21 protein-coding genes are annotated in these 22,983 nt (G+C 64.3%); 17 read left to right on the forward strand and 4 right to left on the reverse strand.

The features are described 5' to 3' along the window. Window positions 1–42 precede the first annotated feature (42 nt). From LB557_RS17425 to LB557_RS17435, 3 genes are all read right to left on the reverse strand, one after another. Entirely contained in the window at window positions 43–525 is a 483-nt protein-coding gene (locus tag LB557_RS17425; protein WP_140723061.1) for a MarR family winged helix-turn-helix transcriptional regulator, read from the reverse strand. Beyond that, window positions 525–2,096, reverse strand: coding sequence for a phytoene desaturase family protein (locus tag LB557_RS17430; protein ID WP_140723064.1), 1,572 nt, complete (start codon window positions 2,094–2,096; stop codon window positions 525–527). The genes LB557_RS17425 and LB557_RS17430 overlap by 1 nt, the downstream gene beginning before the upstream one ends. Window positions 2,097–2,248: 152 nt before the next feature. Beyond that, a complete protein-coding gene (locus LB557_RS17435; RefSeq protein WP_140723067.1) occupies window positions 2,249–3,040 on the reverse strand; it encodes a cyclase family protein in 792 nt (263 codons plus the stop codon). A gap of 118 nt (window positions 3,041–3,158) precedes the next feature. Between LB557_RS17435 and LB557_RS17440 the strand changes: the two genes are divergently transcribed. The 13 genes from LB557_RS17440 to LB557_RS17500 all read left to right on the forward strand — a co-directional run bounded on the left by LB557_RS17440 (window position 3,159) and on the right by LB557_RS17500 (window position 17,360). Then, the gene (locus LB557_RS17440; RefSeq protein ID WP_224643805.1) at window positions 3,159–4,733 is read left to right on the forward strand and encodes a phytoene desaturase family protein; all 1,575 of its coding nucleotides are present in this window, start codon (window positions 3,159–3,161) and stop codon (window positions 4,731–4,733) included. A gap of 112 nt (window positions 4,734–4,845) precedes the next feature. Next, entirely contained in the window at window positions 4,846–6,375 is a 1,530-nt protein-coding gene (locus tag LB557_RS17445) for an ABC transporter substrate-binding protein (protein WP_224643806.1), read from the forward strand. Between the two features lie 88 nt (window positions 6,376–6,463). After that, window positions 6,464–7,471 carry an ABC transporter permease gene (locus tag LB557_RS17450; protein ID WP_140660597.1) on the forward strand — a complete coding sequence of 336 codons (1,008 nt, stop codon included), beginning with the start codon at window positions 6,464–6,466 and terminating at the stop codon, window positions 7,469–7,471. Continuing rightward, on the forward strand, window positions 7,464–8,312 hold the full coding sequence (locus tag LB557_RS17455) for an ABC transporter permease (RefSeq protein WP_140660596.1): 849 nt from the start codon (window positions 7,464–7,466) through the stop codon (window positions 8,310–8,312). Before LB557_RS17450 ends, LB557_RS17455 begins: the two co-directional genes overlap by 8 nt. Beyond that, the gene (locus LB557_RS17460; protein WP_140660595.1) at window positions 8,309–9,187 is read left to right on the forward strand and encodes an ABC transporter ATP-binding protein; all 879 of its coding nucleotides are present in this window, start codon (window positions 8,309–8,311) and stop codon (window positions 9,185–9,187) included. The genes LB557_RS17455 and LB557_RS17460 overlap by 4 nt, the downstream gene beginning before the upstream one ends. After that, the gene (locus LB557_RS17465; RefSeq protein ID WP_224713080.1) at window positions 9,180–10,013 is read left to right on the forward strand and encodes an ATP-binding cassette domain-containing protein; all 834 of its coding nucleotides are present in this window, start codon (window positions 9,180–9,182) and stop codon (window positions 10,011–10,013) included. The genes LB557_RS17460 and LB557_RS17465 overlap by 8 nt, the downstream gene beginning before the upstream one ends. Before the next feature lie 80 nt (window positions 10,014–10,093). Next, on the forward strand, window positions 10,094–10,693 hold the full coding sequence (locus LB557_RS17470) for a VOC family protein (protein ID WP_224641714.1): 600 nt from the start codon (window positions 10,094–10,096) through the stop codon (window positions 10,691–10,693). A 142-nt stretch (window positions 10,694–10,835) separates the two neighbouring features. Further along, complete coding sequence (locus LB557_RS17475) at window positions 10,836–13,130, forward strand: bifunctional salicylyl-CoA 5-hydroxylase/oxidoreductase (RefSeq protein WP_224641712.1); 2,295 nt, start codon at window positions 10,836–10,838, stop codon at window positions 13,128–13,130. 370 nt (window positions 13,131–13,500) lie between these two features. Next, entirely contained in the window at window positions 13,501–14,259 is a 759-nt protein-coding gene (locus LB557_RS17480; protein ID WP_224641711.1) for an SDR family NAD(P)-dependent oxidoreductase, read from the forward strand. Continuing rightward, window positions 14,253–14,723, forward strand: a complete 471-nt coding sequence (locus LB557_RS17485) for a MarR family winged helix-turn-helix transcriptional regulator (protein ID WP_224641709.1) — start codon at window positions 14,253–14,255, stop codon at window positions 14,721–14,723. Before LB557_RS17480 ends, LB557_RS17485 begins: the two co-directional genes overlap by 7 nt. Continuing rightward, window positions 14,720–15,532 carry an enoyl-CoA hydratase family protein gene (locus LB557_RS17490; protein ID WP_224524384.1) on the forward strand — a complete coding sequence of 271 codons (813 nt, stop codon included), beginning with the start codon at window positions 14,720–14,722 and terminating at the stop codon, window positions 15,530–15,532. Before LB557_RS17485 ends, LB557_RS17490 begins: the two co-directional genes overlap by 4 nt. A 207-nt stretch (window positions 15,533–15,739) precedes the next feature. Beyond that, window positions 15,740–16,888, forward strand: a complete 1,149-nt coding sequence (locus LB557_RS17495) for an acyl-CoA dehydrogenase family protein (RefSeq protein WP_224641706.1) — start codon at window positions 15,740–15,742, stop codon at window positions 16,886–16,888. 76 nt (window positions 16,889–16,964) lie between these two features. Further along, entirely contained in the window at window positions 16,965–17,360 is a 396-nt protein-coding gene (locus LB557_RS17500) for a RidA family protein (RefSeq protein WP_135916832.1), read from the forward strand. Window positions 17,361–17,602: 242 nt separating this feature from the next. On the opposite strand, the gene LB557_RS17505 is transcribed toward LB557_RS17500, so the two are convergent. Next, window positions 17,603–18,694, reverse strand: coding sequence for an LLM class flavin-dependent oxidoreductase (locus LB557_RS17505; protein WP_224641704.1), 1,092 nt, complete (start codon window positions 18,692–18,694; stop codon window positions 17,603–17,605). Between the two features lie 121 nt (window positions 18,695–18,815). Here LB557_RS17505 and LB557_RS17510 point away from each other — a divergent pair, with 121 nt between their 5' ends. The 4 genes from LB557_RS17510 (at window position 18,816) to LB557_RS17525 (ending at window position 22,954) form a co-directional block, all read left to right on the forward strand. Then, on the forward strand, window positions 18,816–19,592 hold the full coding sequence (locus LB557_RS17510; RefSeq protein ID WP_224641701.1) for an HpcH/HpaI aldolase family protein: 777 nt from the start codon (window positions 18,816–18,818) through the stop codon (window positions 19,590–19,592). Window positions 19,593–20,020: 428 nt separating this feature from the next. After that, window positions 20,021–20,818 (forward strand): ABC transporter substrate-binding protein, encoded by a 798-nt coding sequence (locus LB557_RS17515; protein WP_140614841.1) that lies wholly within the window; start codon window positions 20,021–20,023, stop codon window positions 20,816–20,818. Window positions 20,819–20,978: 160 nt separating this feature from the next. Continuing rightward, a complete protein-coding gene (locus LB557_RS17520; protein ID WP_015314096.1) occupies window positions 20,979–21,653 on the forward strand; it encodes an amino acid ABC transporter permease in 675 nt (224 codons plus the stop codon). A gap of 38 nt (window positions 21,654–21,691) precedes the next feature. Further along, a complete protein-coding gene (locus tag LB557_RS17525) occupies window positions 21,692–22,954 on the forward strand; it encodes a cysteine desulfurase-like protein (RefSeq protein WP_224641699.1) in 1,263 nt (420 codons plus the stop codon). The last annotated feature ends 29 nt before the right edge of the window (window positions 22,955–22,983 follow it).

The following is a 22,983-nucleotide window of genomic DNA, read 5'->3' on the forward strand; positions in this document are numbered from 1 at the left end:
CTGCCTCCTTCCGTTGCCGCCGACAGCTGGCGGCGCCTATATCTAGATGTCGTGCTTGCGAATGTTTTTGAGCATCTTCAAAAGCGTTGCGATGAGTGCTGCATATTCGGCGTCGTCGATATCGTCGAACATCGCCTCGAAGGCGTCATGCATGGCCGGCCAGGCGCGGGTGAACTCGGCGCGGCCGTCGTCGGTCAGGAACACGTGGCGGATGCGGCTGTCGGTGACGCCTTGCTCGCGCCGCACGAAGCCTTGCCCCTCTAGCGTGTCCAGCGTGCGGCTCAGGGTCGATTGCTCGATGACAGTATAGACCGAGAGGTCGTTGACGGTGACGCCGTCGGTGACCGACAGCACCGCCAGCGTGCGCACCTGCGAAATGGTCAGGCCCTGCTTGCGGAAGTCGTCGCGCAAGGTAGCGTTGTAGCGGCCCATGATGCGGTTCATCAGATAGGGAGCGAATTGCTGCAGGCCGATCTGGCCGAGGGTGGAAATGCGCTGGCGTTTTTCGGCGACCTTCTGTTCCATCAGAGCTTCCCTGCCAGCAGGAAGCCGGAGCCACCGCCGAGGCCCGCACCGGGATGGGTCGAGGCGCCGATATGGTAGAGGCCCTTGACGCCGGTCTGATGGTTGCGGCTGGTCTTGAACGGCCGCCACAGGAACGACTGGTCGACAACAGAGGAGCCGCCGTAAGGGTCGCCGCCGACGAGGTTGATATTCATCGCCTCGAGATCGGCCGGCGAATAGGCGCGGCGCGCGATCACGCTGTCCTTGAAGCCGTCGATATGGCCGGCGAGTATCGCTTCAGCGCGATCGGCATAGGCCTCGCGCAGCGCCTCGGTCCATTGTCCGTCGGCAGGCGCATCGAGCTTCCCGGCGGCGTCGCCCTTGATGTGGCGGGGCGCCTCGGGGAGTTGCAGCCACAGGATCGCCTGGCCCTCCGGACAGCGTGATGGATCGAGCGCGTGCGGCTGGCCGACGCAGATGGTCGGCACCTCCGGCAGCATGCCGCGCGCCGCCTCGTTGCAGGCTTTCGAAACGCCGTCCAGTCCGGGCGTCAGATGCAGCAGCGCCACCTTGTCGAGGCCCTCGCCGCGCCAGGACGGCGGCTTGGTCAGCGCGTAATGGATCTGAAAATTGCCCTTGCCATAGCGGTATTTCCGCGTCGCTTCGACGTCGTCCTTCGAAGCGTCCTTGCCGAGCAGACGGCCGTAAAGCTGCGTCGGCGTGACCGAGCAGATGACGCTCTTGTTCGCTGTGATCGTTTCGCCCGACGCCAGCCGCACACCGGCTGCGCGGCCACCCGCCTGGACGACCGAAGCGACGTCGGCGCCGGTGCGGATGTCGCCGCCGCGTTCCCTGATCAGCGCTTCGAAGGCGGCAAGCAGGTTCTTCGCCCCGCCCTTGACGATCGGCGCACCGGCAGCCTCCAGCGCGAAGGCGATCACCTTGGCGATCTGGCCGGAAAACGCATCTTCCGGGCCAAGCCCGGCATGCAGCACCCAGGGCGCCCAGAGCGCCCGAATGGTTTCGGACTGGTAGCTGCTTTCCAGCCAGCCGCGCGCCGGCACCAGCGCTTCGCCAAGAAAGGCGGCTAGGCCGCGCGGACCACGCCGCCAGGTATCGCCGGCCAGCAGCTTCGCCGTCGGGTACGACCAAAGCGCGCCGCCGAGCAGACCGAACAGCAGGCCGGCATTGCGCTCGATGCCGCCGACATCTTCCGCATGCCGGTCACCGTCGCCGGCCGCGATCGCGTTCAGCGCAGCGACATTGGCCGCGCGGCCGGTGCTGAGCACGGCATGGCTGCCGTCAGGCATGAGCACGCCGGTCGGCGTGCCGGTGTGGCAGAACTCCAGCCCGTGCCGGGCGAGGTCGCCGCCCAATGCTGCAAAGGCCGGCGAGGTGATGAACAGCACGAAGGTGGTCGCCATCACGTCGTGGACGAAGCCCGGCGCAGTGATCTCCTCGGTGCGCATGCAACCGCCGATACGGTCGTTGCGCTCCAGAACGAGCACCTTGGCGCCCTTGCCGCCGAGCATCGCCGCGCAGACCAGCGCGTTGATGCCGCTGCCGACGATGATGTGATCGGGGGCGGTCATCGAGGGGTGCTCCCCCGCTTTGGTGGATGATGTTCAATTGCGCGCGGTAGCGTTCCTTGGCGTAGAGCGGCAACCTCACCAGGTCGCCGCGCCCACTTCGTCATCGCGGTACCATTTGCAGCCATGATCTTCTCCCGAAGACCGCCCTCGCTTTATTTCCCCGCCACCAGCGCCAGCGCGCGGATCGGGCTGCCGGTGCCGTGCTCGATCTTGAGCGGCGCCGCGATCAGGATGGCGCCTTTCGGCGGCAGCTGGTCGAGATTGCAGAGGCTGGCGAGGCCATAGCGGTTGGCCTTGTGCATCAGCGTGTGCGCCGGGAATGGCGGCTCCATGCCGCCGGCCTTGCCGGCATCGGTGCCGATCGTCTCCGAGCCCCAGCCCTTGATGTCCTTGCCGATCAGGAACTGGATGGCTTCCGCCGTCGGGCCGGGTGTGTGCGGGCCGGTCTCGTTAGCGTTGAGGAACTCGGCTTCCGAGCCGTTGCGCTTGTACCAGTCGGTGCGCATCACCACCCACTCGCCGGCATTGATCGCGCCATGCTTGGCCTCCCAGGCCTTGATGTGGTCGACGGTGAGCAGGAAATCGTGATCGGCGGCCGCCTCTTTCGAACAGTCGATGACATTGACCGGCCCGATGAAATTCTGCGCCGGAATGGTATCGGTGGCGCCGTCCGGATAATCCTTGCCGCTGATCCAATGCTGCGGCGCGTCGAAATGCGTGCCGGAATGCTCGCCGAGCTTCAGCCAGTTCCACGCCCACCATGGACCGTTCTTGTCATAGCGGGAGATCGAGTGGATCTCGACCTTCGGCGTGTCGACGGCAAGCTCCGGCGGCAGCTTGATCAGCGGTGTGTCGGGCCCGAGCGGCGCCGTCAGGTCGACCACCTTGATGGCGCCGGAAAGGAGCTGGCCGGCAACTTCGCCGAGGAGTTTCTGGGTATCCATGGTCTCTGTTCCCTCTTGTCTGACATGATCAAGGCTCGTCTCGGCCCTTAATATCCTACTAGACGAAAACATATGCATCTGCAATTATCTTTAAGCATAAAGGAAATGGGAACGGGGCGTGAGCGAGTTCGACGCCATCTTTGTCGGGGCGGGCCACAACACTCTGGCATGCGCCGCGCATCTGGCGCTCAAGGGCTGGAAAACCGGGGTTTTCGAGCGCAATACAACAATCGGTGGAGCCGTCCAGACCCGCGAATTCACGCTTCCGGGCTTCCGCCACGATTTCGGCGCGATGAATCTGAGCCTGTTCGCCGGCTCCGCCTTCCACCGGAAATATGCAAATGAATTGAAAGCGCAGGGGCTGGAATTCGCGCCGGTCGCCGATTGTTTCGCCAGCGCGTTCCCGGATGGACGCTGGTTCGGTGTCAGCAACGACCTGGAAAAGACCGCCGGACGCATGGCTGCCTTTTCAGCCGCCGATGCCGCGACGTGGCGCAGGCTGATTGCCGCTTTCCCAGCCGAGGCCGAGCATCTGTTCAAGCTGCTGGGCTCGCCGATGAGCGCCCGGGCGCTTGCAAGCACCGCCTGGAACCTGTGGCGCAAAAAAGGTGTTTCCGGCGCGCTCGACACCGGCCGGCTGTTGCTGTCGTCGCCGCGTGCCTGGCTGGAGGAAAATTTCGAGTCTCCACACATCAGGGCGACGCTCGCCACCTGGGGCATGCATCTCGACTTCGCGCCCGACATCGCCGGCGGCGCGGTGTTCCCCTATCTGGAATCGATGGCCAACCAGAGTTTTGGCATGGTGCTGGGCAAGGGTGGCGCCGACACGATCATCCGGGCGCTGGCCGGCATTGTCACATCGGCCGGCGGCAGGATCGTCACCGGCGCCGATGTCGCCGAGATAACCGTTTCCGGTGGCAAGGCGACCGGTGTGCGGCTTGCTTCCGGCGAGACGCATACGGCCACCAAGGCGGTCATTGCCGGCGTTGCACCCAAGGCGTTGGCCGGCACGCTTTTGCCGAACGGTTCCGGCGACGCCGGCTTCGACACGGCGATGCAAAAATTCCGGCATGCACCCGGCACGATGATGATCCACCTGGCGCTGGACGACCTGCCGGACTGGCGCGCCGGGGCAGAGCTTCGGCGGTTCGCCTATGTGCATCTAGCGCCATCGCTCGAGCAGATGTCGCGCACCTATCAGCAGGCGACATCAGGCATGTTGCCGGACGAACCGGTGCTGGTCGTCGGCCAGCCGACGGCGGTCGATCCTTCCCGGGCACCTGAAGGCAAACATGTTCTGTGGGTGCAGGTGCGCATGCTGCCCGCCGAAATCGTGGGCGACGCCTCGGGCAAGATCGCAGCAGCCCATTGGGACCAGGTCAAGGAGGCCTATGCCGACCGCGTGCTCGACATCATCGAGACCTACGCACCTGGGCTGCGTGCGAAGATCCTCGGCCGCGCCGTGTTTTCGCCGATCGACCTCGAGCGCGAGAACCCGAACCTCGTCGGCGGCGACCAGGTCTGCGGCAGCCATCATCTGGCGCAGAACTTCTTGTTCCGTCCGGCGCGCGGCTATGCCGGCTGGGACACGCCGATCAGCAATCTGCATCTCACCGGCGCCGCGACATGGCCCGGTGCCGGCACGGGTGCCGCCTCGGGCTTCATGCTCGCGCAACAGCTTGGCGGGAGGTAGGCCAGACGATTTCATGAAGGCGACGAGAGGCAAGCGCTGCTGCCGACGAAGCCCTAACCAATGACCGGACGAAGCCGCGCAAAAGACAAATAAACCAACAAGGGGAACGACCATGACAATAAACAGACGCGAATTACTGGGATACAGTGCCGCGGCACTTGGTGTGGCCGCTGTCGGCCTGCCCAAGATGGCCAATGCCGCCGCCGGCGAGTTGACCATCGCCTATAATGTCAACCTGCCGTCCTGGGACCCGACCACCGGACCGTCGGCCGTCAACCCGACCATCCAGGGCCTCTACCAGTCGGTGTTCGACCAGTTCATCCCGCAGAAGCCGGACCTGTCCTTCGCGCCGGGCCTGCTCACCGAATGGGGCTGGAACGAGGACCGCACCAAGATCATGATGACGGTGCGCGAGGGTGTAACCTGGCATGACGGCTCGCCGTTCACGCCCGAGGACGTGGTCTGGTCGTTGCAGCGGGCGGGCGATGAAAAGACCGGCAACCCGATCCAGTTCGTGTGGAAGAACGTCAACAATTTCAAGATCGACGGCAACAAGATCACGGGCGATGTCGTGCAGTTCGACCCGGTCTATTTCAAATGGATGTCGTTCCTCACCGGCTACATCATGCCGAAAGCCTATTACGAGAAAGTCGGCGCCGAGGGTTTCGAGAAGGCGCCGATCGGCACCGGTCCCTACATGGTCGAAAAGTTCGAGCGCAACGCCTTCCTACGGCTGAAGGCCAATCCCACCTATTGGGGCGGCAAGCCGGCTTTCGAGAATGTGACGATCAAATTCGTCACCGACGCGGCAAGCCGCGTGGCCGAGATCGAATCCGGTTCCTCGCAGGTGACGCTCGAAATCCCCTATGAAGAGTACGACCGGCTGATCGCCAAGGATGGGCTTGCCGGGTCGATCAAGAATGTTTCCGACATCGGCATGATCTTCTTCAACGACATCGAAGCGATGCTGGACAAGAACGTGCGCCAGGCAGCCGTCATGGCGGTCGACAAGGAGCTTCTGGTCAAGCGGCTGCTGCGCGGCTACGGCCAGCCGCTCGCCACGCTGGAAACGCCGGAATACGCGGCCTACGATGCCTCGATCAAGGTCGAGCACAATCCGGAAAAGGCCAAGGAACTGCTGGCCGCGTCCGGCTACTCGCCGGAGAAGCCGGTCAAGTTCACCATCCAGACGACCAAGGGCTTCAAGCCCAAGGACTATGAAATGATCCAGGCGATCGTCGGCATGTGGCGCAAGGTCGGCATCGAGGCGACGATCGAGGTCTACGAGATCGCCAAGCACTACGAACTGCGCGCCGCCGACAAGCTCGCGCCGGCGGCCTTCTACAATTGGGGCAACGCCATTGGCGACCCGACCACGTCGACCGGCTTTGCCATGTATGGGCCGAGCCCGCATTCGGTCTGGGACAGCCAGGACCTGATCGACATGATCAACCCGCTGTGGGGAGAGAAGGACGAGACCAAGCGCATCGCCGGGTGGAAGGCGGTCGATAAATACATCGCCGAGCAGGCCTACGTGCTGCCGCTTATGCAGTATGCGCAACCGATCGTGCATGCGAAGGGCGTCAAGGTGGTGCAGCATATTTCCGGCGCGCTGCTGCCGGCCCTGATGACCCCGGCCTGATATCAGCCTGGGCTTACCGCGCGCCGTCCATAGCGACGGCGCGCATTTCTACACGCATATGAGCCTGCGGGCTCCTGCAAAGATTTACATGCTCCTGCAACGATTCCTGATCCGTCTGCTGACGATGCTGATCACGCTGTTCGGCGTGGCCGTCGTCGTATTCGTGGTCATCCGCGTCGCGCCCGGCGATCCGATCGCCATGATGTTGCCGCCCGGCGCCACCAATGACGACATCGCCCGTCTGCGTGCGCTCTATGGGCTCGACAAGACGATCGTGCAGCAGTTCTTCATCTGGCTGTCCGGTGTCGCCAGGGGCGATTTCGGCACCTCGATCTCGCTCCGGCAGGACGTGCTTGGCCTCGTCTTCAGCCGGCTGCCGGCTACGCTGGAGCTTGCCATCGTCGCGCTCATTATGGCAGTGGCGATCGGCGGCACGACGGCGATCCTGGGCGCGCGCGAGCGCGGCACGGCGGTCGAGGCCGGCATCGACATCGCCAGCGGTGCCGCGCTTTCTATCCCCGATTTTCTCTGGGGCCTGGTGCTGATCCTGCTGTTCGGCGTGCTGGTGCCGATCTTCGACATTTCCGGCCGCGTGTCGCCGCAGCTCGACCTGCCCTTCGTCACCCAGTTCTACTTCTTCGAGAGCCTGCTTCGGCTGCGCTTCGACCTCACCTGGGACCTCTTGAAGCACATGCTGATGCCAGCCGTGGCGCTGGCGCTGCCGCTCGCGGCCATCATCGCGCAGCTCCTGAAGCAGTCGCTGAAGGAGGTGCTCGACCTCGACTATGTCGTGCTGGCGCGGGTCAAGGGGTTTTCGGAAACGCAGGTCATCTTGCGCGAGGCGCTGAAGAACGCCGCGCTGCCGACGCTGACGCTCATCGGCGTGCAGTTCACCTTCCTCATCGGCGGCACCGTCATCGTCGAGCGGCTGTTCTCCTATGAGGGCCTCGGCAACATGGCGATCGACGCCGTCATCAACCGCGACCTGCCGCTGATCCAGGGCATCGTGCTGGTCTTCGCGCTGCTGTTCGTGCTGATCAACCTCGCCGTCGACATGATGTATGCGCTGCTCAATCCGAGGCTGCGCCATGGATGAGGCACGCATCATCAGGCGCGGATCGAGCCCGAGGCTGTGGCTCGCCGGCGGCTGGCTGCTGCTGGCGCTGCTGGCCGCGATCTTCGCGCCGCTGGTCGCGCCGCAGGATCCGCTGGCGCAGGATTTGATGCTGGAACGTCTGCCGCCGTTCTGGCTCGATGGCGCCGAGCCGGGCTATTGGCTCGGCACCGACAGCCTCGGCCGCGACCTCTTGTCCCGGCTGATCTTCGGCGGCCGCATCGCCCTCATCGTTGCCTTCGCGGCGGCCATCGCCGCCTGCGTGGTCGGCTCCACATTAGGGCTGGTCGCGGGCTATTTCGGCGGCTGGGCAGACCGCATCATCTCGCGCATCGTCGACATCTGGATGGCCTTCCCGCCGGTGCTGTTCGCCATCCTCCTGGTCGCCGTGCTCGGCACCGGCTTGAGCTCCGTCATCCTCGCCATCGCCATCATCGACTGGACGCGTTTCTGCCGGGTGATCCGCGCCGAGGCGATGGGCCAGTCGCGCATGGACTATGTCGAGAATGCCCGCATCGCCGGCTATGGCCGCGTCGGCATCATGCTGCGCGAAGTGCTGCCCAATGTGGTGCCGTCGATCGTGGCGCTGCTGTCGCTGGAGATGGGCATCGCCGTCATCGTCGAGGCGATCCTGTCCTTCGTCAACCTGTCGATCTCGACCGACGACCCGACCTGGGGCGGCATCATCGCCGAGGGCCGGCTGTCGATCCATCAGGCCTGGTGGGTGCTGGTGTTTCCGCTAATCACGCTCATCCTCACCGTGCTGTCATTCAGCCAGTTCGGCGAAGCGCTGAAGACGCGTTTCGATCCGGTGCTGCGATGAGCGCCTGTCTCGAGATAAACAATCTAAGCGCGGTGCTGGCCAACAGCCAGCGCGTGCTGCGCTCGGTATCGCTCTCGGTACAACCCGGCGAGGTCCGCGCGCTTGTCGGCGAAAGCGGCGCCGGCAAGACGATGATCGGCAAGGCGGTGCTTGGCGTGTTGCCATCGAGCGTGCGCATCGTCGAAGGCAATATGAGACTCGAGGGCGAAGACCTCGGCAAACTCCCGCCAAAAGCACGGCGCACGCTGATCGGCGCGCGCACGGCACTGATCCCGCAGGATCCGCTGACCGCGCTCAACCCCTCGCGCCGCATCGGCCCCCAGATGACCGACCGTCTGGTGTGCATCCTCGGCTGGAGCGGAGACAAGGCCGATCGACGTATCCGCCAGTTGCTTGATGAGGTGCAGATCCGCGACCCCGACCGTGTGCTGAAAAGCTATCCGCACGAATTGTCCGGCGGCATGCGCCAGCGCGTGCTGATTGCCGCCGCCTTTGCCGCCGAGCCACGGCTGATCGTCGCCGACGAGCCGACCACGGCCCTCGACGTGACCGTGCAGAAGCAGATCCTGCGCCTGATCGCGCAATTGCAACGCGAGCACGGCACCGCGATCCTGTTCGTCACCCACGATCTCGGCGTCGTCGCCAAGATCAGTCAGAAAGTGTCGGTGCTCTATGCCGGCAAGGTGGTGGAAGAGGCCGAAACGGCGGCGCTGTTCGCGGCACCTCGGCATCCCTACACCCGAGCACTGATGGCTGCGACGCCGCGCTATACCGATCCCTTCGCATCGCTGAAACCGGTGGACGAGACGGTACTGGCCGGGCTCGCGGCTGAGATCGCTGCCGCCGACCAGGCCTGGGGGCGCCCGCATGGCTGAGCCGCTGTTCTCCGTGCGCGGGCTGAAGGTCGCGCTACCCGACATGACGCGCAAGCCGCTCATCGGCCGCGCACCGCTGGCCGAAATTCTCAGAGGTCTCGACTTCGATCTGTCGAGAGGTTCGGTGACCGGCATCGTCGGCGAATCCGGATCCGGCAAATCGACGCTTGGCCGTGCGCTGGTGCGGCTGCTGGAGCCGAGCGCCGGCGAGATCCGTTTCGAAGGCCGCGACATCACCCATCTGCCGCAAGCGGAACTGCGGCCACTGCGCCGCGACCTGCAGATGATCTTCCAGGATCCGATGTCGTCGCTCAACCCGCGGCGTACCATTGCCAGCATCATCGCCGCTCCACTCAAGCAGAACGGGCTTGGCGACAATCTCAGGGATCGCGTCGCCGAGGCGCTGCAGCGGGTTGGGTTGCCGCAAAGCTTCGCCAGCCGCTATCGCCACGAACTGTCGGGCGGCCAACGCCAGCGCGTCGGCATTGCCCGCGCGCTGGCGCTGTCGCCGAAATTCGTGCTGGCCGACGAGATCGTCTCCGGCCTCGACGTCTCGACGCAGGCGCAGATCCTGACCCTGCTGGAGAAGCTTGCCGCGGAGATGGGCCTGACGGTCGCCTTCATCAGCCACGATCTGTCGGTCATCCGGCGGCTGTGCCGGCAGGTGATCGTCATGCGCGAAGGCAGCATCGTGGAAGCGAGCGCCACGGACGCGCTGTTCGACATGCCGCGGCAGAGCTACACGCGCGACCTGCTCGCCGCCATTCCGCTGCCGGAAATCGATCCGGACTGGCTGAACATCCCAACGGCAAGGGTCCCGACATGAAAACAACCGCACGCCGAAAAACGGGCTTCGGACGTGCGATCGAAGGCTAACCAAGTCCCGCCAAACGGAGGAGAACAAACATGAAGACAACAACACGATTTGCGGTGCTCGCCGCCACTGTTCTGGGCAGCGCCGGCATGGCCTCGGCGAGCTCGATCCCCGGCATGCGCGGGCACGACCATACCGGCATCACGGTTCCCGACATGAAGCAGGCGGTCGACTTCTTCACCGAGGTCGTCGGCTGCAAGAAGGCGATGTCGTTCGGCCCGTTCGCCGACGACAAGGGCACCTTCATGCAGGACCTGCTCGGCGTCGATCCGAAGGCTGTCATCGAGCAGGTCACCATGGTGCGTTGCGGCTATGGATCGAACATCGAGCTGTTCAAATATACCGCGCCCGACCAGAAGGATCTGACACCGAAAAACAGCGACATTGGCGGTTTTCACATCGCCTTCTATGTCGACGACGTCGCGGCGGCGAAAGCCTATCTCGACGCCAAAGGCGTCAAGACCAGATTGGGGCCGCTGCCGGTCAAGGAAGGACCCGCCGCCGGCCAGACCATCCTCTATTTCCAGGCGCCCTGGGGATTGCAGCTGGAGGCGATCAGCTATCCCGACGGCATGGCGTACGAGAAGAGTGCCGAAACGGTGCTGTGGAGCCCAAAGAACCCGGAAAAGTGACCCCCGGGCCGCGCGCTTGCGCCGATGCGCGAGCGCCCGGCCCGCTATTTTGCATAATCATTTCGGCATAAAACTTTAAGCTTGAAATATCTTGGCCCCGGCGCGATACTGAACTCCAGCAAGCGAAGAGGAGATCGCACAGATGAAGGTTGCGGTTCTCGGCGGCGGACCAGCCGGCCTTTACTTCGCCATTTCGATGAAGCTTAGGGACGCCGCGCACGACGTGACGGTTTTCGAGCGCAACCGCGCCGACGACACGTTCGGCTGGGGCGTGGTCCTGTCGGCCGAGACGCTCGAGAACCTTGCTGAGAATGATCCGGTCAGCGCCGTCTGGATCAAGAAGCATTTTGCCTATTGGGACGACATCGCTGTCATCCATGACGGCGTGCGCACGGTCTCGTCGGGGCACGGCTTCTGCGGCATCGGCCGCAAGCGGCTGCTGGTCCTCTTGCAGCGCCGCGCGCGCGAACTCGGCGTCAAGCTGATGTTCGAAACCGACATCGCCGATCCCCGCCCCTATATGGAGACGCATGACCTGGTCGTCGCCGCCGACGGACTGAACTCAAGGGCGCGCAACACGTTCGTCGATATCTTCAAACCCGACATCGACACACGCAAATGCAAATTCGTCTGGCTCGGCACCAACCAGAAATTCGACGACGCCTTCACCTTCATCTTCGAGAAGACCGAGCATGGCTGGGTGTGGGCGCACGCCTACCAGTTCGACAGCGAGACCGCGACCTTCATCGTCGAATGCAGCGAACAGACCTGGGCCGCCTTCGGCTTCGGCGCGATGTCGCAGCAGGAGTCCATCGCGGTGTGCGAGCGCATCTTTGCCAAGCATCTTGGCGGCCACGCGCTGATGACCAACGCCAACCATATCCGGGGCTCGGCCTGGATCAACTTCCCGCGCGTGCTGTGCGAGCGCTGGTCCTACAAGAATCTGGCGCTGATGGGCGACGCGGCGGCCTCGGCGCATTTCTCGATCGGCTCCGGCACCAAACTGGCGCTGGAAAGCGCGGTGGCGCTGGCCGATTATGTCGAGATCGAACCGGACCTCGAGGCCGCCTTCCGTAAATATGAGGACGCCCGCCGCACCGAGGTGCTGAAGCTGCAGTCGGCGGCGCGCAATTCGCTGGAATGGTTCGAGGAGGTCGAGCGCTATCTCGGCCTCGATCCGGTGCAGTTCAACTATTCGCTTTTGACCCGCTCGCAACGGATCAGCCACGAGAATCTGCGACTGCGCGATGCCGAATGGCTGGGCGGCGCCGAAGAATGGTTTCAGCGCCAGGCGGGTGCCGGTGGCAACAGGCTGCGCCGGGCGCCGATGTTCGCGCCGTTCAAGCTGCGCGACATGCGGCTGCAAAACCGTGTCGTCGTCTCGCCGATGGCGCAGTACAAGGCCGTCGACGGCTGCCCGACCGACTGGCATTTCACCCATTACGCCGAGCGCGCCAAGGGCGGCGCCGGGCTCATCTATATCGAGATGACCTGCGTCAGCCCGGAAGGGCGCATCACGCCCGGCTGTCCCGGTTTCTACGCGCCCGAGCATGAGGTGGCGTGGAGGCGACTGGTCGACTTCGTCCATGCCGAAACCGAAGCGAAGATCTGCGCCCAGATCGGCCATTCCGGCGCCAAGGGTTCTACCCGTGTCGGTTGGGAAGGCACCGACGTGCCGCTGGCCGCCGGTAACTGGCCTGTCATGGCGGCATCGGCCGTCGCGTGGTCGCCTGACAATCAGGTGCCGAAGGCGATGGATCGCGCCGACATGGATTTGGTGCGCGATCAATTCGTCGCCTCGGCCGAAATGGCCGATCGCTGCGGCTTCGACATGCTGGAGATCCATGCCGCGCATGGCTATCTCCTGTCGTCCTTCATCACGCCGGTCACCAACCGGCGCGCGGACGCCTATGGCGGCTCACTTGAGAACCGCATGCGCTATCCCCTCGAAATCTTCCACGCGGTGCGCGCCGCCTGGCCGGCGGGAAAACCGATCTCGGTCCGCATTTCGGCCAATGACTGGGTTGGCATCGAAGGCGTGACGCCGGCAGACGCCGTCGAGATCGCTGGGATGCTGCGCGAGGCCGGCGTCGATATCTGCGACGTCTCGGCCGGCCAGACGTCGGTTGCCGCCAAGCCGGTCTATGGCCGCATGTTCCAGACGCCGTTTTCCGACCGCATCCGCAACGAGGTCGGCATGGCGACGATGGCTGTCGGCAACATCTACGAGCCGGACCACGTCAATTCCATCCTGATGGCCGGCCGCGCCGATCTGGTCGCGCTGGCACGGCCGCATCTCGCCGATCCCTACTGGACGCTGCATGCGGCGGTCACGCTCGGCGACCGTGGCGTCAAATGGCCGGATCCCTATCTGCCCGGCCGCGACCAGATCTACCGACTGGCCGAGCGCGATGCCGCCGCGGGGTTGAACGTATGAGTATTTTTCGTTCGCCACGCTGCCCCTCATCCGCCTGCCGGCACCTTCCCGCAGCATGCAGGGGGGCGTCGCGCATGCATGGTCTTGCACTGCGCTGGTCGACCCCCACTCCGTCTCGGCTTCGCCGATCCACCTCTCCCCCGATCGACGGGGGAGAGGAACGGTGCGACCCCTCTGCCGCCGATGCTCGTCTCATGAGGCTCCCTTCCTTTCCCTCCGGAGGAGGGAAAGGTGGCGTTGCGAAGCAACGACGGATTGGGGGAACCACCTGGCAACCAAGCATCGAGCCAATCGCCAGTCCCAGAATGTCTGTGCATGCCATGGCTTCGATCTGGCGCAAGAGGCAGCGCCGACCTTCCAGGATTGCCACATGATCGCGGGCAAGCACGCACTGGTCACCGGCGGCGGCTCCGGCGTCGGCCGGGCCATCGCGCTCACCTTGGCTAGGGCTGGTGTCGATGTGACCATATGTGGGCGCCGCGAAGCTGAGCTCGCCAAGGTTGCCCGCGAAAACGGTCGCATCCATGGCATTGCCGCAGACGTCACCAATGAGGCGGCGATGGCGGCGCTCTACGCGCAAGCGGAGGCCGCGCGCGGACCGTTCGACATCGTCGTCGCCAATGCCGGCATGGCCGGCAGCACGCCGGCGCACAAGATCCCGCTGGCCGACTGGCAGCGGACGCTCGACGTCAATCTGACCGGCGCCTTCCTGACGGTGAAACCGGCGCTGGCCGGCATGGCCGCGCGCAAGGCAGGCCGCATCGTGTTCATCGCCTCCACGGCAGGTCTGAAGGGCTACGCCTATGTCGCGCCCTACGTCGCGGCCAAGCATGGCGTCGTCGGCCTGATGCGGGCGCTGGCCGCCGAGACGGCGAAATCCGGTGTCACCGTCAACGCCGTGTGCCCAGGCTTCGTCGAGACCGACATGCTGGAGGAGTCCATCCAGCGCATCGTCGAAAAGACCGGCCGCTCGGCAGAACAGGCGCGGGCCAGTCTTGCCTCGACCAATCCGCAAGGCCGTTTCATCCAGCCCCGGGAAATTGCCGAAGCCGTGCTTTGGCTGTGTGGCAACGCGGCGCAATCGATCACCGGACAGGCGATTTCGATCTCGGGAGGTGAAACATGGTAGCCGGCCCCCTGCCCCTGCCATCGGGACCCGGCAAGGACCGGCTGCGCCTGTGGATCAGGCTGCTGCGCGCGTCGCGCACGATCGAGGCCGAACTGCGCGAGCGCCTGAAGAAGGAATTCAACACGACGTTGCCGCGTTTCGACGTCATGGCAGCACTTTACCGCGCGCCGGAAGGCATGCTGATGAGCGACCTGTCGCGCTTCCTGCTGGTGTCCAACGGCAATGTCACCGGTATTGTCGACCGGCTGGTTTCGGAAGGGCTGGTGGCGCGCGCGCGCCGCAATGGCGACCGCCGCACCTCGATGGTTCGGCTGACCGAGGAAGGTACGAAGTCCTTTGCCACCATCGCCGCCGCGCATGAGGGCTGGATCGGCGAATTGCTGGGCAAGGTCAGCGAGGAGGATGCGCGCCGGCTGACCGGCATGCTGACCTCGTTCCGCAGCAACTGGGAGGGACGCGAATGACCGCAATGGCCGGCCTCAAGCCGAAGCATTTCCTGTGGGAGGTCGAGGGCAGGATCGCCAAGGTCCGGCTCGACCGGCCGGAGCGCAAGAACCCGCTGACCTTCGACAGCTATGCCGAGCTGCGCGACACGTTCCGCGATCTCGTCTATGCCGACGACGTCGACGCCGTGGTGTTCCTCTCCAATGGCGGCAATTTCTGCTCCGGCGGCGATGTCCACGACATCATCGGCCCGCTGGTCAAGATGGACATTAAGCAGCTCTTGGCCTTCACCCGCATGACCGGCGATTTCGTCAAGGCGATGCTGAATTGCGGCAAGCCGATCATCGCCGCGGTCGACGGCGTGGCGGTCGGCGCCGGCGCCATCATCGCGATGAGTTCGGATATCCGCATCGCCACGCCGGAAGCCAAGACGGCGTTCCTGTTTACCCGCGTCGGCCTAGCCGGCTGCGACATGGGCGCCTGCGCGATCCTGCCGCGCATCATCGGCCAAGGCCGCGCCGCCGAACTGCTCTACACCGGCCGAACCATGACAGCGACGGAAGGCGAGCGCTGGGGGTTCTATAACAGGCTGGTAGCGGCAGACGTACTTGAGGCCGACGCGCTCGACATGGCCGCCCGCATCGTCTCCGGCCCGACCTTCGCCCACGGCATCACCAAGACGCAGCTCAACCAGGAATGGTCGATGGGTCTCGACCAGGCGATCGAGGCGGAAGCACAGGCGCAGGCGATCTGCATGCAGACGCGCGATTTCGAACGGGCGTATCGGGCTTTCGTGGCCAAGGAAAAGCCGGTGTTCGAGGGGAATTGAGGATGGCTTGTTGCGTAGGCACCCCCCTCTGGCCTGCCGGCCATCTCCCCCGCAAGGGGGGAGATCAGATGTCACTCTGGCTTTCGCCAATTACCAGCTCTGAGGAAGGGGCGGCATCGGTGAAACCGCTAATCTCCCCCCTTGCGGGGGAGATTAGCGGCAGGCCAGAGGGGGGTGTGACGGAACGAGGCGTAACGGGAGATATCCATGCCTGACCGCTCCTTCCTCAACTGGCCCTTCTTCGAAAGCCGCCATCGCGAACTCGCCGGGCACCTGGACGCCTGGTGCGCGAAAAACCTGCCGGTCGACCACCATGACGTCGACGCCGCCTGCCGCGAGCTGGTCGCGAAACTGGGCAGGGACGGCTGGCTGAAGCCGACGGCGCTCGATACGGACAACCCTGCACCACTCGACGTGCGCGCCCTGTGCATCACGCGCGAGACGCTGGCCCGCCACGATGGCCTCGCCGATTTCGCTTTCGCCATGCAAGGTCTCGGCACCGGCGCGCTCAGCCTGTTCGGCACGTCGGAGCAGCAGCAATGGCTTGCGAGGACACGCGCCGGCAAGGCGATATCAGCCTTCGCCCTATCGGAACCGCGTTCGGGATCTGATGTCGCCAACATGGAGATGGCGGCGACCCGTGACGGCGACAGCTATGTTCTCACGGGCGAAAAAACCTGGATATCGAATGGCGGCATTGCGGACATCTATGTCGTCTTCGCCCGCACCGGCGAGGCGCCCGGAGCCAAGGGGCTCTCTGCCTTCCTGGTGCCGGGCGCTGCAAAGGGGCTCGGTATCGCCGAACGCCTGGAAGTGATCGCGCCGCATCCACTGGCGCGCTTGTCTTTCGACGGCGTGCGGTTGCCCGCCTCGGCCCTGATCGGCAAGCCTGGCGACGGTTTCCGCATCGCCATGTCGGTACTCGACGTGTTCCGCTCGACCGTCGGCGCGGCGGCACTCGGCTTTGCCCGCCGCGCGCTCGATGAAAGTATCAAGCGGGTGGCCGAACGCAAATTGTTCGGCGCGCCGATGGCCGAGTTGCAGATGGTGCAGGGCCATGTCGCCGACATGGCGCTCGACGTCGATGCCGCGGCGCTTCTGGTCTATCGCGCCGCCTGGACCAAGGACATGGGCGCTGCGCGGGTGACGCGCGAGGCGGCGATGGCCAAACTGTTCGCCACCGACAAGGCGCAGGAGGTGATCGACAAAGCGGTGCAGCTGCATGGCGGCGATGGTGTCCGCAAGGGCCATATCGTCGAGAGCCTGTATCGCGAGATCCGCGCGCTGCGAATCTACGAGGGCGCATCGGACGTGCAGAAGGTTGTGATCGCACGGCAAGTAATGGGCGCGGCCTGAACAGGTCGTGACCACGGACTGAAATGTTTTCGAGACGGATATTGCGGACCCGATATTGGACAGGCGGAGAGACGACATGCACGAGATCCTGCAGCCGGAAGGCTGGGCAAAACCGGTCGGCTACGCCAATGGCGTGGCCGCGCGCGGCAGGCTCGTCTTCGTCGGCGGACAGGTCGGCTGGAACGGGCAATGCCAGTTCGAGACCGACGATTTCGCCGGCCAGGTGCGGCAGACGCTTCAGAACATCGTCGCGGTGCTGGCCGAGGCCGGCGCGGAGCCACGGCACATCACCTCGATGACCTGGTATTTTACCGACAAGGCCGAATATCTCGGCAACCTCAAGGGGATCGGCGAGGCCTATCGCGAGGTGATCGGCCGGCATTTTCCAGCGATGGCCGCCATGCAGGTGGTGGCGCTGGTCGAGGACCGCGCCAAGGTGGAGATCCAGGCGACCGCCGTTATTCCGGAATAAACGCCCATCGCTTCGTCATCCTGGGGCGAAGCAAGGAGCGCAGCGACGCGGCGCAGACCCCAGGATCCATGCCGTGAAATCAAAGCGTTGCAGCGGTCCGGAATTCTGCTCCGCCGCACTCCGTCGCTAAGATCGCGGCATGGATCCCAGGGTCTCCGCGACGGAGCTTCGCTCCTGCTCCGCCCAGGGATGACGACGTTGAAATCCTGGCTAGGCCACCGATCATCCCCTTGGCATCGCTGCTACCCGCGAAGCCCGGCCTGCCTGAGCAACGGCAGTACGTGGTCGCAGAAATAGGGCAATTCCCTGGTGTAGTTGACGAAGGACAGGGCGATGCCTTGATAGCCGTGCTCCGCAATGGCGGCCATTTCGGCGACGATCGTCTGCGGCGTTCCAACCAGCGGATAGGTGCCGGCCCCGCCGGCGAAACGCTGCCGGTAGCGGTCATAGGCATGCGGGTCGTGCGACTGCGAGAATTCCTTCTTGCCGGCCATATGCGCATCGACCGCCTCGTGATCGGCCATATCGACGGCATATCTGTTGTAATAGGCCTGCGCCTCTTCCATGGTCGGACGGCAGACGACATGGGCCACGGTGTAGACGCCGACCTGCCGGCCGACCTTGTCGGCTCGCTCGCTGATGTCGGCGACATGCTTGCCGGCATCCGCCATCTCGGAAAAGGTCGTGAACAGGTAGTCGCAATGGGCCGCGGCGAAATCGCGGCCGGGGCCGCCGAAAGCGGCGTTCATGGTCACGGGGCGCGGAACCTGCAGGCTGGCCGGCCGGCTGACCGCCTCCTTGAGGTGATAATAGGTGCCTTCGTAGTCGAGCGGCTCCGCCGATGCATAGAGCTTCTCGAGGATCTCGATCCATTCGGCCGCCTGGTCGTAGCCCTTCTCGACCAGCGGCGTGCCGAACATGCCGAATTCCTTCGGGTTCCAGCCGCAGACGATGTTCAGGCCGGCCCGGCCTTGGCTGATGTGATCGACCGTCGCCAGCGCCTTGGCGGCATAGAGCGGATGCACAAGCGGCACATGCACGGTCATGAAGAGGCCGATCTGCTCGGTGGCCATGCTGAGTGCCGCCGCCCAGGTGAAGGTCTCGAAGGACCGCTCGCGCACCTTGTTGCGGCCGCCAAAGCCACGCCAGCGCGCGATCGGCAACATGAACTCCAACCCGGCGCGATCGGCGATCCGGGCGGCCGTCAGATTGTCCTGCCAGCTCGCCGTCCAGCGTTCCGGCACATCCGATATGGCAAGGCCGCCATCGGCGTTGGTCGAGAAAACGCCAAGCTTCAGTTTGTTGGAGCCGTGCAGCGGATGTGCTTTGTTCATGTCGCGACCTCCCGGCGAAGATCGCACGCTACGGCTCCGCGAAAATATTTCAAGCATGAAATAGCTTCGCCCTGCGCCTGTTTGCCGATATGAGTTTGGCGGGATGAGAAAAGGACTAGGCATGAGCGAGTTCCGCCAGAATTGCATCGGCAAGGCCAACCTCGTCGGCTCCTTCGCTGCCATTCCTCACCCCGTCGCGGTTGAAGTGATGGCGCTGTCCGGCCTCGACTTCCTCTGCATCGACTGGGAGCATGCCCAGATTCCGCGCGACATCATCGAGACCATGGTGCGCGCCGCCGATGTCCACCGCGTGCCGGCGATGGTGCGCGTTCCCGGCCAAGCGCCCGAAGCCATCCAGGCGGCGCTGGACAGCGGCGCGCAAGGCGTGCTGGTGCCACGCGTCTCGACATCCGCACAGGCGGCAATGGCCGTGAAAGCATCCCGCTATCCGCCACGGGGCGAGCGCGGCGTCGGACCCGGCCGCGCGGCCGGTTATGGCTATCGCATTCCCGAATATCTGGCCGGCGCCAATGACCGGATCGTCGTGGCGGTCCAGGTCGAGACTTCAGAGGGATTGGCCAACATCGAGGCGATCGCTGATGTCGACGGCGTCGACGTGATCTTCGTCGGCCCCGGCGATCTCTCCGTGTCGATCGATGCGATCGGACCGAAGGGCGCCGACAAGCTCACGGACGCGATCCGCAGGATCATCGGCGTGGCGATCGCGCACGACAAGACCTCCGGCATATTCTGCGCCAGCCCGCAGGCCATCGGCCAATGGGCGGCAATCGGCGTCAGCTTCTTCGTCCTGGCCAGCGACACGATGTACCTGGGTGCGGGCGCCGCGGCCAATTATGCCGCCGCCCGGGCCGAACTGGCGCGGGAGGACCCGCGCTAGCGCCGGGTTGCACAAGCGATCAAGCCAGGAAACTTTTTAAGCTTAAAACTTTTGCCTTGAAAAGCGCCGCGCTTTGGATAAGCATTCAGGATGGATGGCGACTGTCGGCCTGGAGGGCTTTACGGGCAGTCATCATGGTGCTCCGGGTGGGAGGGGTTTCAGTCCTTGTCGTTTGTGCAGCCCCAATCATCGACCAGCGCGCGCTACGCTTTCGATGGTGCGCGCGCTCAGCTCCACGACCTGCGTACCGAGACCATCGCCAACCTTTCGCGCGTGAATGCGTATGCGACCGCGACAAAATCGCGGCTGCGCTCGAGCGCATGGCCGCCATCATGAATTGACGCCCCGCTGGGAGGCGGGACGGCAAGAACCGTGCGGGCCAGCCCGCCCGATCAACAACCAGAGGGAACACCCCAGAGGGACCACCAATGAAGCTCAACCGTCGCAATCTCATCCTTGTCGCCGCGGCAATCGGCATCGCGGCCGGACCGGCAACCGCCTATGCCGCCGATGTGCTCAATGTCGGCGCCTACCCGACCAATCCGCCCTTTGAATACAAGAACGAGAGCGGCACGTTCGAGGGTTTCGAAGTCGACATCGTCAACGAGGCGGCCAAGCGCGCCGGCATGACCACCGACATCGCCGATCTCGGCTTCCAGGCGCTGTTCGCCGCGACCACTTCGAAGCGCATCGACGTCGCCATCTCCTCGATCACGATCACGCCGGAGCGGCTGAAGTCGCAGTCGTTCACCCAGCCCTATTATGATTCCGACATGGGTATCGCGACCAAGACCGACAGCGCGGTCAACGCCGAGGCGGACCTCAAGGGCAAGATCGTCGGCGTGCTCTCGGGCTCGACCGGCGAGACCTGGGTCAAGGCGCATCAGGAAGCCGACGGCTTCAGCGATGTAAAGGGCTATGACACGCAGCAGAACCTTTTGCTCGACCTCAGCGCCGGCCGTATCGACGCCGCCGTCAGCGACATTCCCGGCATGGAATATTCCTTTACGAAGATGAAGGACCTGAAGGTCAAGCAGCGCATCAAGACCGGCGAGCAGTACGGCCTGATGATGACCAAGGATCATCCGCTGCTCGGCAAACTCAACGACGCGCTGACGGCGATGAAGAAGGACGGCACGTTGGCCGCGATCCACAAGAAGTGGTTCGGCAGCGACGCGCCGGCCGATTCCTCGACCGTCAAGGAAATGCCTATGCCCAAGGCCTGAGCGGCGGCCAGACGGAATGCGTGCCGGCCCCAAGGGGTCGGCACGTCCCGTTTTTCACGCATGACCTTCCCGGGACTGGCATCCGTTCGGCAAAGCCGATCTTGATGTTCCGGGTCGGGCTCTGGCGTCAGATGACGCAACACCGTTCGGGAATGCCTCGATGTCGCTGATCGACACTTTCTTCAACGCCGACGTCATCGCATCGAGCCTGCCGGCGTTACTGCGCGGCTTCCTGAACACGCTGCTGCTCGGCCTGCTCAGCATCGGCATCGGCATTCCCATCGGCCTGGTGATCAGCCTGTTGCGGCTCTATGCGCCGAAGCCGCTGCGCTGGCTGGCGGTCGGTTACACCGACATCTTCCGCGCCTTGCCGGTCCTGGTCGTGCTGATCCTGATCTATTATGCGCTGCCTTTCCTCGGCATACGCCTATCGTCCTGGGCGTCGGCGGTGACCGCGTTCGCCATTATCATGTCGGCCTATTCGGCGGAGGTGTTCCGTTCCGGCATAGAGAGCATTCCGCGCGGCCAGTTCGAGGCGGCGCAGGCGCTTGGCCTGCCGTTCCTTTTGACCTTGCGCAAAGTGGTGCTGCCGCAGGCGGTGCGCGTCGTCATCCCGCCGATGACCAGCAACTGCGTCTCGATGTTCAAGGACACGTCGCTGGCCTCCACCGTGGCGCTGCCGGAACTGCTCAAGGAAGCGACCAACGCACAGTCGCTCTACGCCAACCCCTCGCCGCTGATCGGCGCGGCGCTGGTCTATCTCATCTTCCTTTGGCCGATGGTTCGTCTCGTCAGCCTGCTTGAAGCCCGCTTCAAGACCGAGAAGACCCGCTGACCACTCACCACCCCGCAAGCACTTCGCAGGAGATATCCTTGAGCAATTCCCAGGTCACCGGCGGTTTTCCCGTCGACACCATCCGCGCCATGTTTCCCGCCCTGCAGCGGGCTGGCGATTTCATCTTCATGGACAACGCCGCCGGGGCGCAGATTCCGCAGAGCGTGCTCGACGCGGTGACCAACCATCTGGTCTCGCACAATGTGCAGCGCGGCGGCCGCTATGGCCGCAGCGTCACCGTCGACCAGTCGGTCGCCGATGCGCGGACAAGCGTCGCACTGTTGATCAATGCTTACAGCCCGGCGGAAATCTGCTTCGGCATGAACGCCACCTCCTTCATCCGCCTGGTCAGCCTCGGCATCGGCCAGATGCTTGGAGAACGCGACGAGATCGTCATCACCGACATGGACCACGACGCCAACATCGCCACCTGGCTGGCGCTGGAATCGGCCGGCGCCAAATTCAAGTGGTGGCGCATGCGTGAGGATGGCAATCTGCATGTCGACGATCTCAAGCCGCTGGTTTCGGACCGCACTCGGCTGGTCGCCTGCACGGTGACGGCGCACTCGATCGGTTCGATCGTCGACGTCGCGTCGGTGGCGCAAATCGCCCAGGCCGCCGGCGCCGAAGTGTTCCTCGACTGCGTGCATTACGGGCCGCATGGGCTGATCGACGTGCAGGCCTGGGGCTGCGATTATCTCGTCTGCTCCGGCTACAAGAATTTCTCGCCGCATATGGGCTTTCTGTGGGGCCGCTTCGAGACGCTGAAGCGGCTGCCGACCTTCCGCGAGGATTTCATTCCGGACGAGCCTCCCTACAAGGTGGAAGCCGGCACCTTCATCTACGAGAACGTGTCGGGCATGGATGCCGCCGTGCAATATCTGGAACTGATCGGCCGCAATCTGGCGCCCTCCAACAACCGCTCGCGACGCGAAAACATCGTCGCCGGCATGGGCGCCATCCGCGACTACGAACTCATTCTGGCGCGCGAGATGATGGGCGTGCTGAAGGGCTGCGGCGCAACCATCTACGGTGTCGCCGACGAGGCGCGCATCAACGAGCGTGTGCCGACCTTCTGCTTCAACATCGGCAAGCTGTCGCCGCAGCGGATCGTCGAGGAAATGGCCGAGATGCAGATCGGCATCCGCGACGGCCACATGTACGCGCCGCGGCTGATGAAGCGCCTCAACCTCAGCATGGACAGCGGCGCTATCCGTGCCTCGCTGGTCCACTACAATACGGTCGAGGAGATCCACAAGTTCGGTGAGGCTTTGCGCGCCATCATCGCCAAGCTGTCGTAATGAGTCAGGCTCGCGGCAATCGCACCGAT

The organism is Mesorhizobium sp. BR115XR7A, assembly GCF_020165315.1.
Taxonomy (GTDB): Bacteria; Pseudomonadota; Alphaproteobacteria; order Rhizobiales; family Rhizobiaceae; genus Mesorhizobium; species Mesorhizobium australicum.

Bases quoted from the DNA above. Each gene is read 5' to 3' on its own strand.
- LB557_RS17490 (WP_224524384.1), top strand. From the start codon at position 14,720: ATGACCGCAATGGCCGGCCTCAAGCCGAAGCATTTCCTGTGGGAGGTC.
- LB557_RS17455 (WP_140660596.1), top strand. From the start codon at position 7,464: ATGGATGAGGCACGCATCATCAGGCGCGGATCGAGCCCGAGGCTGTGG.
- LB557_RS17470 (WP_224641714.1), top strand. From the start codon at position 10,094: ATGAAGACAACAACACGATTTGCGGTGCTCGCCGCCACTGTTCTGGGC.
- LB557_RS17480 (WP_224641711.1), top strand. From the start codon at position 13,501: ATGATCGCGGGCAAGCACGCACTGGTCACCGGCGGCGGCTCCGGCGTC.
- LB557_RS17500 (WP_135916832.1), top strand. From the start codon at position 16,965: ATGCACGAGATCCTGCAGCCGGAAGGCTGGGCAAAACCGGTCGGCTAC.
- LB557_RS17450 (WP_140660597.1), top strand. From the start codon at position 6,464: ATGCTCCTGCAACGATTCCTGATCCGTCTGCTGACGATGCTGATCACG.
- LB557_RS17460 (WP_140660595.1), top strand. From the start codon at position 8,309: ATGAGCGCCTGTCTCGAGATAAACAATCTAAGCGCGGTGCTGGCCAAC.
- LB557_RS17465 (WP_224713080.1), top strand. From the start codon at position 9,180: ATGGCTGAGCCGCTGTTCTCCGTGCGCGGGCTGAAGGTCGCGCTACCC.
- LB557_RS17430 (WP_140723064.1), bottom strand. From the start codon at position 2,096: ATGACCGCCCCCGATCACATCATCGTCGGCAGCGGCATCAACGCGCTG.
- LB557_RS17445 (WP_224643806.1), top strand. From the start codon at position 4,846: ATGACAATAAACAGACGCGAATTACTGGGATACAGTGCCGCGGCACTT.
- LB557_RS17485 (WP_224641709.1), top strand. From the start codon at position 14,253: ATGGTAGCCGGCCCCCTGCCCCTGCCATCGGGACCCGGCAAGGACCGG.
- LB557_RS17520 (WP_015314096.1), top strand. From the start codon at position 20,979: ATGTCGCTGATCGACACTTTCTTCAACGCCGACGTCATCGCATCGAGC.
- LB557_RS17425 (WP_140723061.1), bottom strand. From the start codon at position 525: ATGGAACAGAAGGTCGCCGAAAAACGCCAGCGCATTTCCACCCTCGGC.
- LB557_RS17435 (WP_140723067.1), bottom strand. From the start codon at position 3,040: ATGGATACCCAGAAACTCCTCGGCGAAGTTGCCGGCCAGCTCCTTTCC.
- LB557_RS17505 (WP_224641704.1), bottom strand. From the start codon at position 18,694: ATGAACAAAGCACATCCGCTGCACGGCTCCAACAAACTGAAGCTTGGC.
- LB557_RS17510 (WP_224641701.1), top strand. From the start codon at position 18,816: ATGAGCGAGTTCCGCCAGAATTGCATCGGCAAGGCCAACCTCGTCGGC.
- LB557_RS17475 (WP_224641712.1), top strand. From the start codon at position 10,836: ATGAAGGTTGCGGTTCTCGGCGGCGGACCAGCCGGCCTTTACTTCGCC.
- LB557_RS17495 (WP_224641706.1), top strand. From the start codon at position 15,740: ATGCCTGACCGCTCCTTCCTCAACTGGCCCTTCTTCGAAAGCCGCCAT.
- LB557_RS17515 (WP_140614841.1), top strand. From the start codon at position 20,021: ATGAAGCTCAACCGTCGCAATCTCATCCTTGTCGCCGCGGCAATCGGC.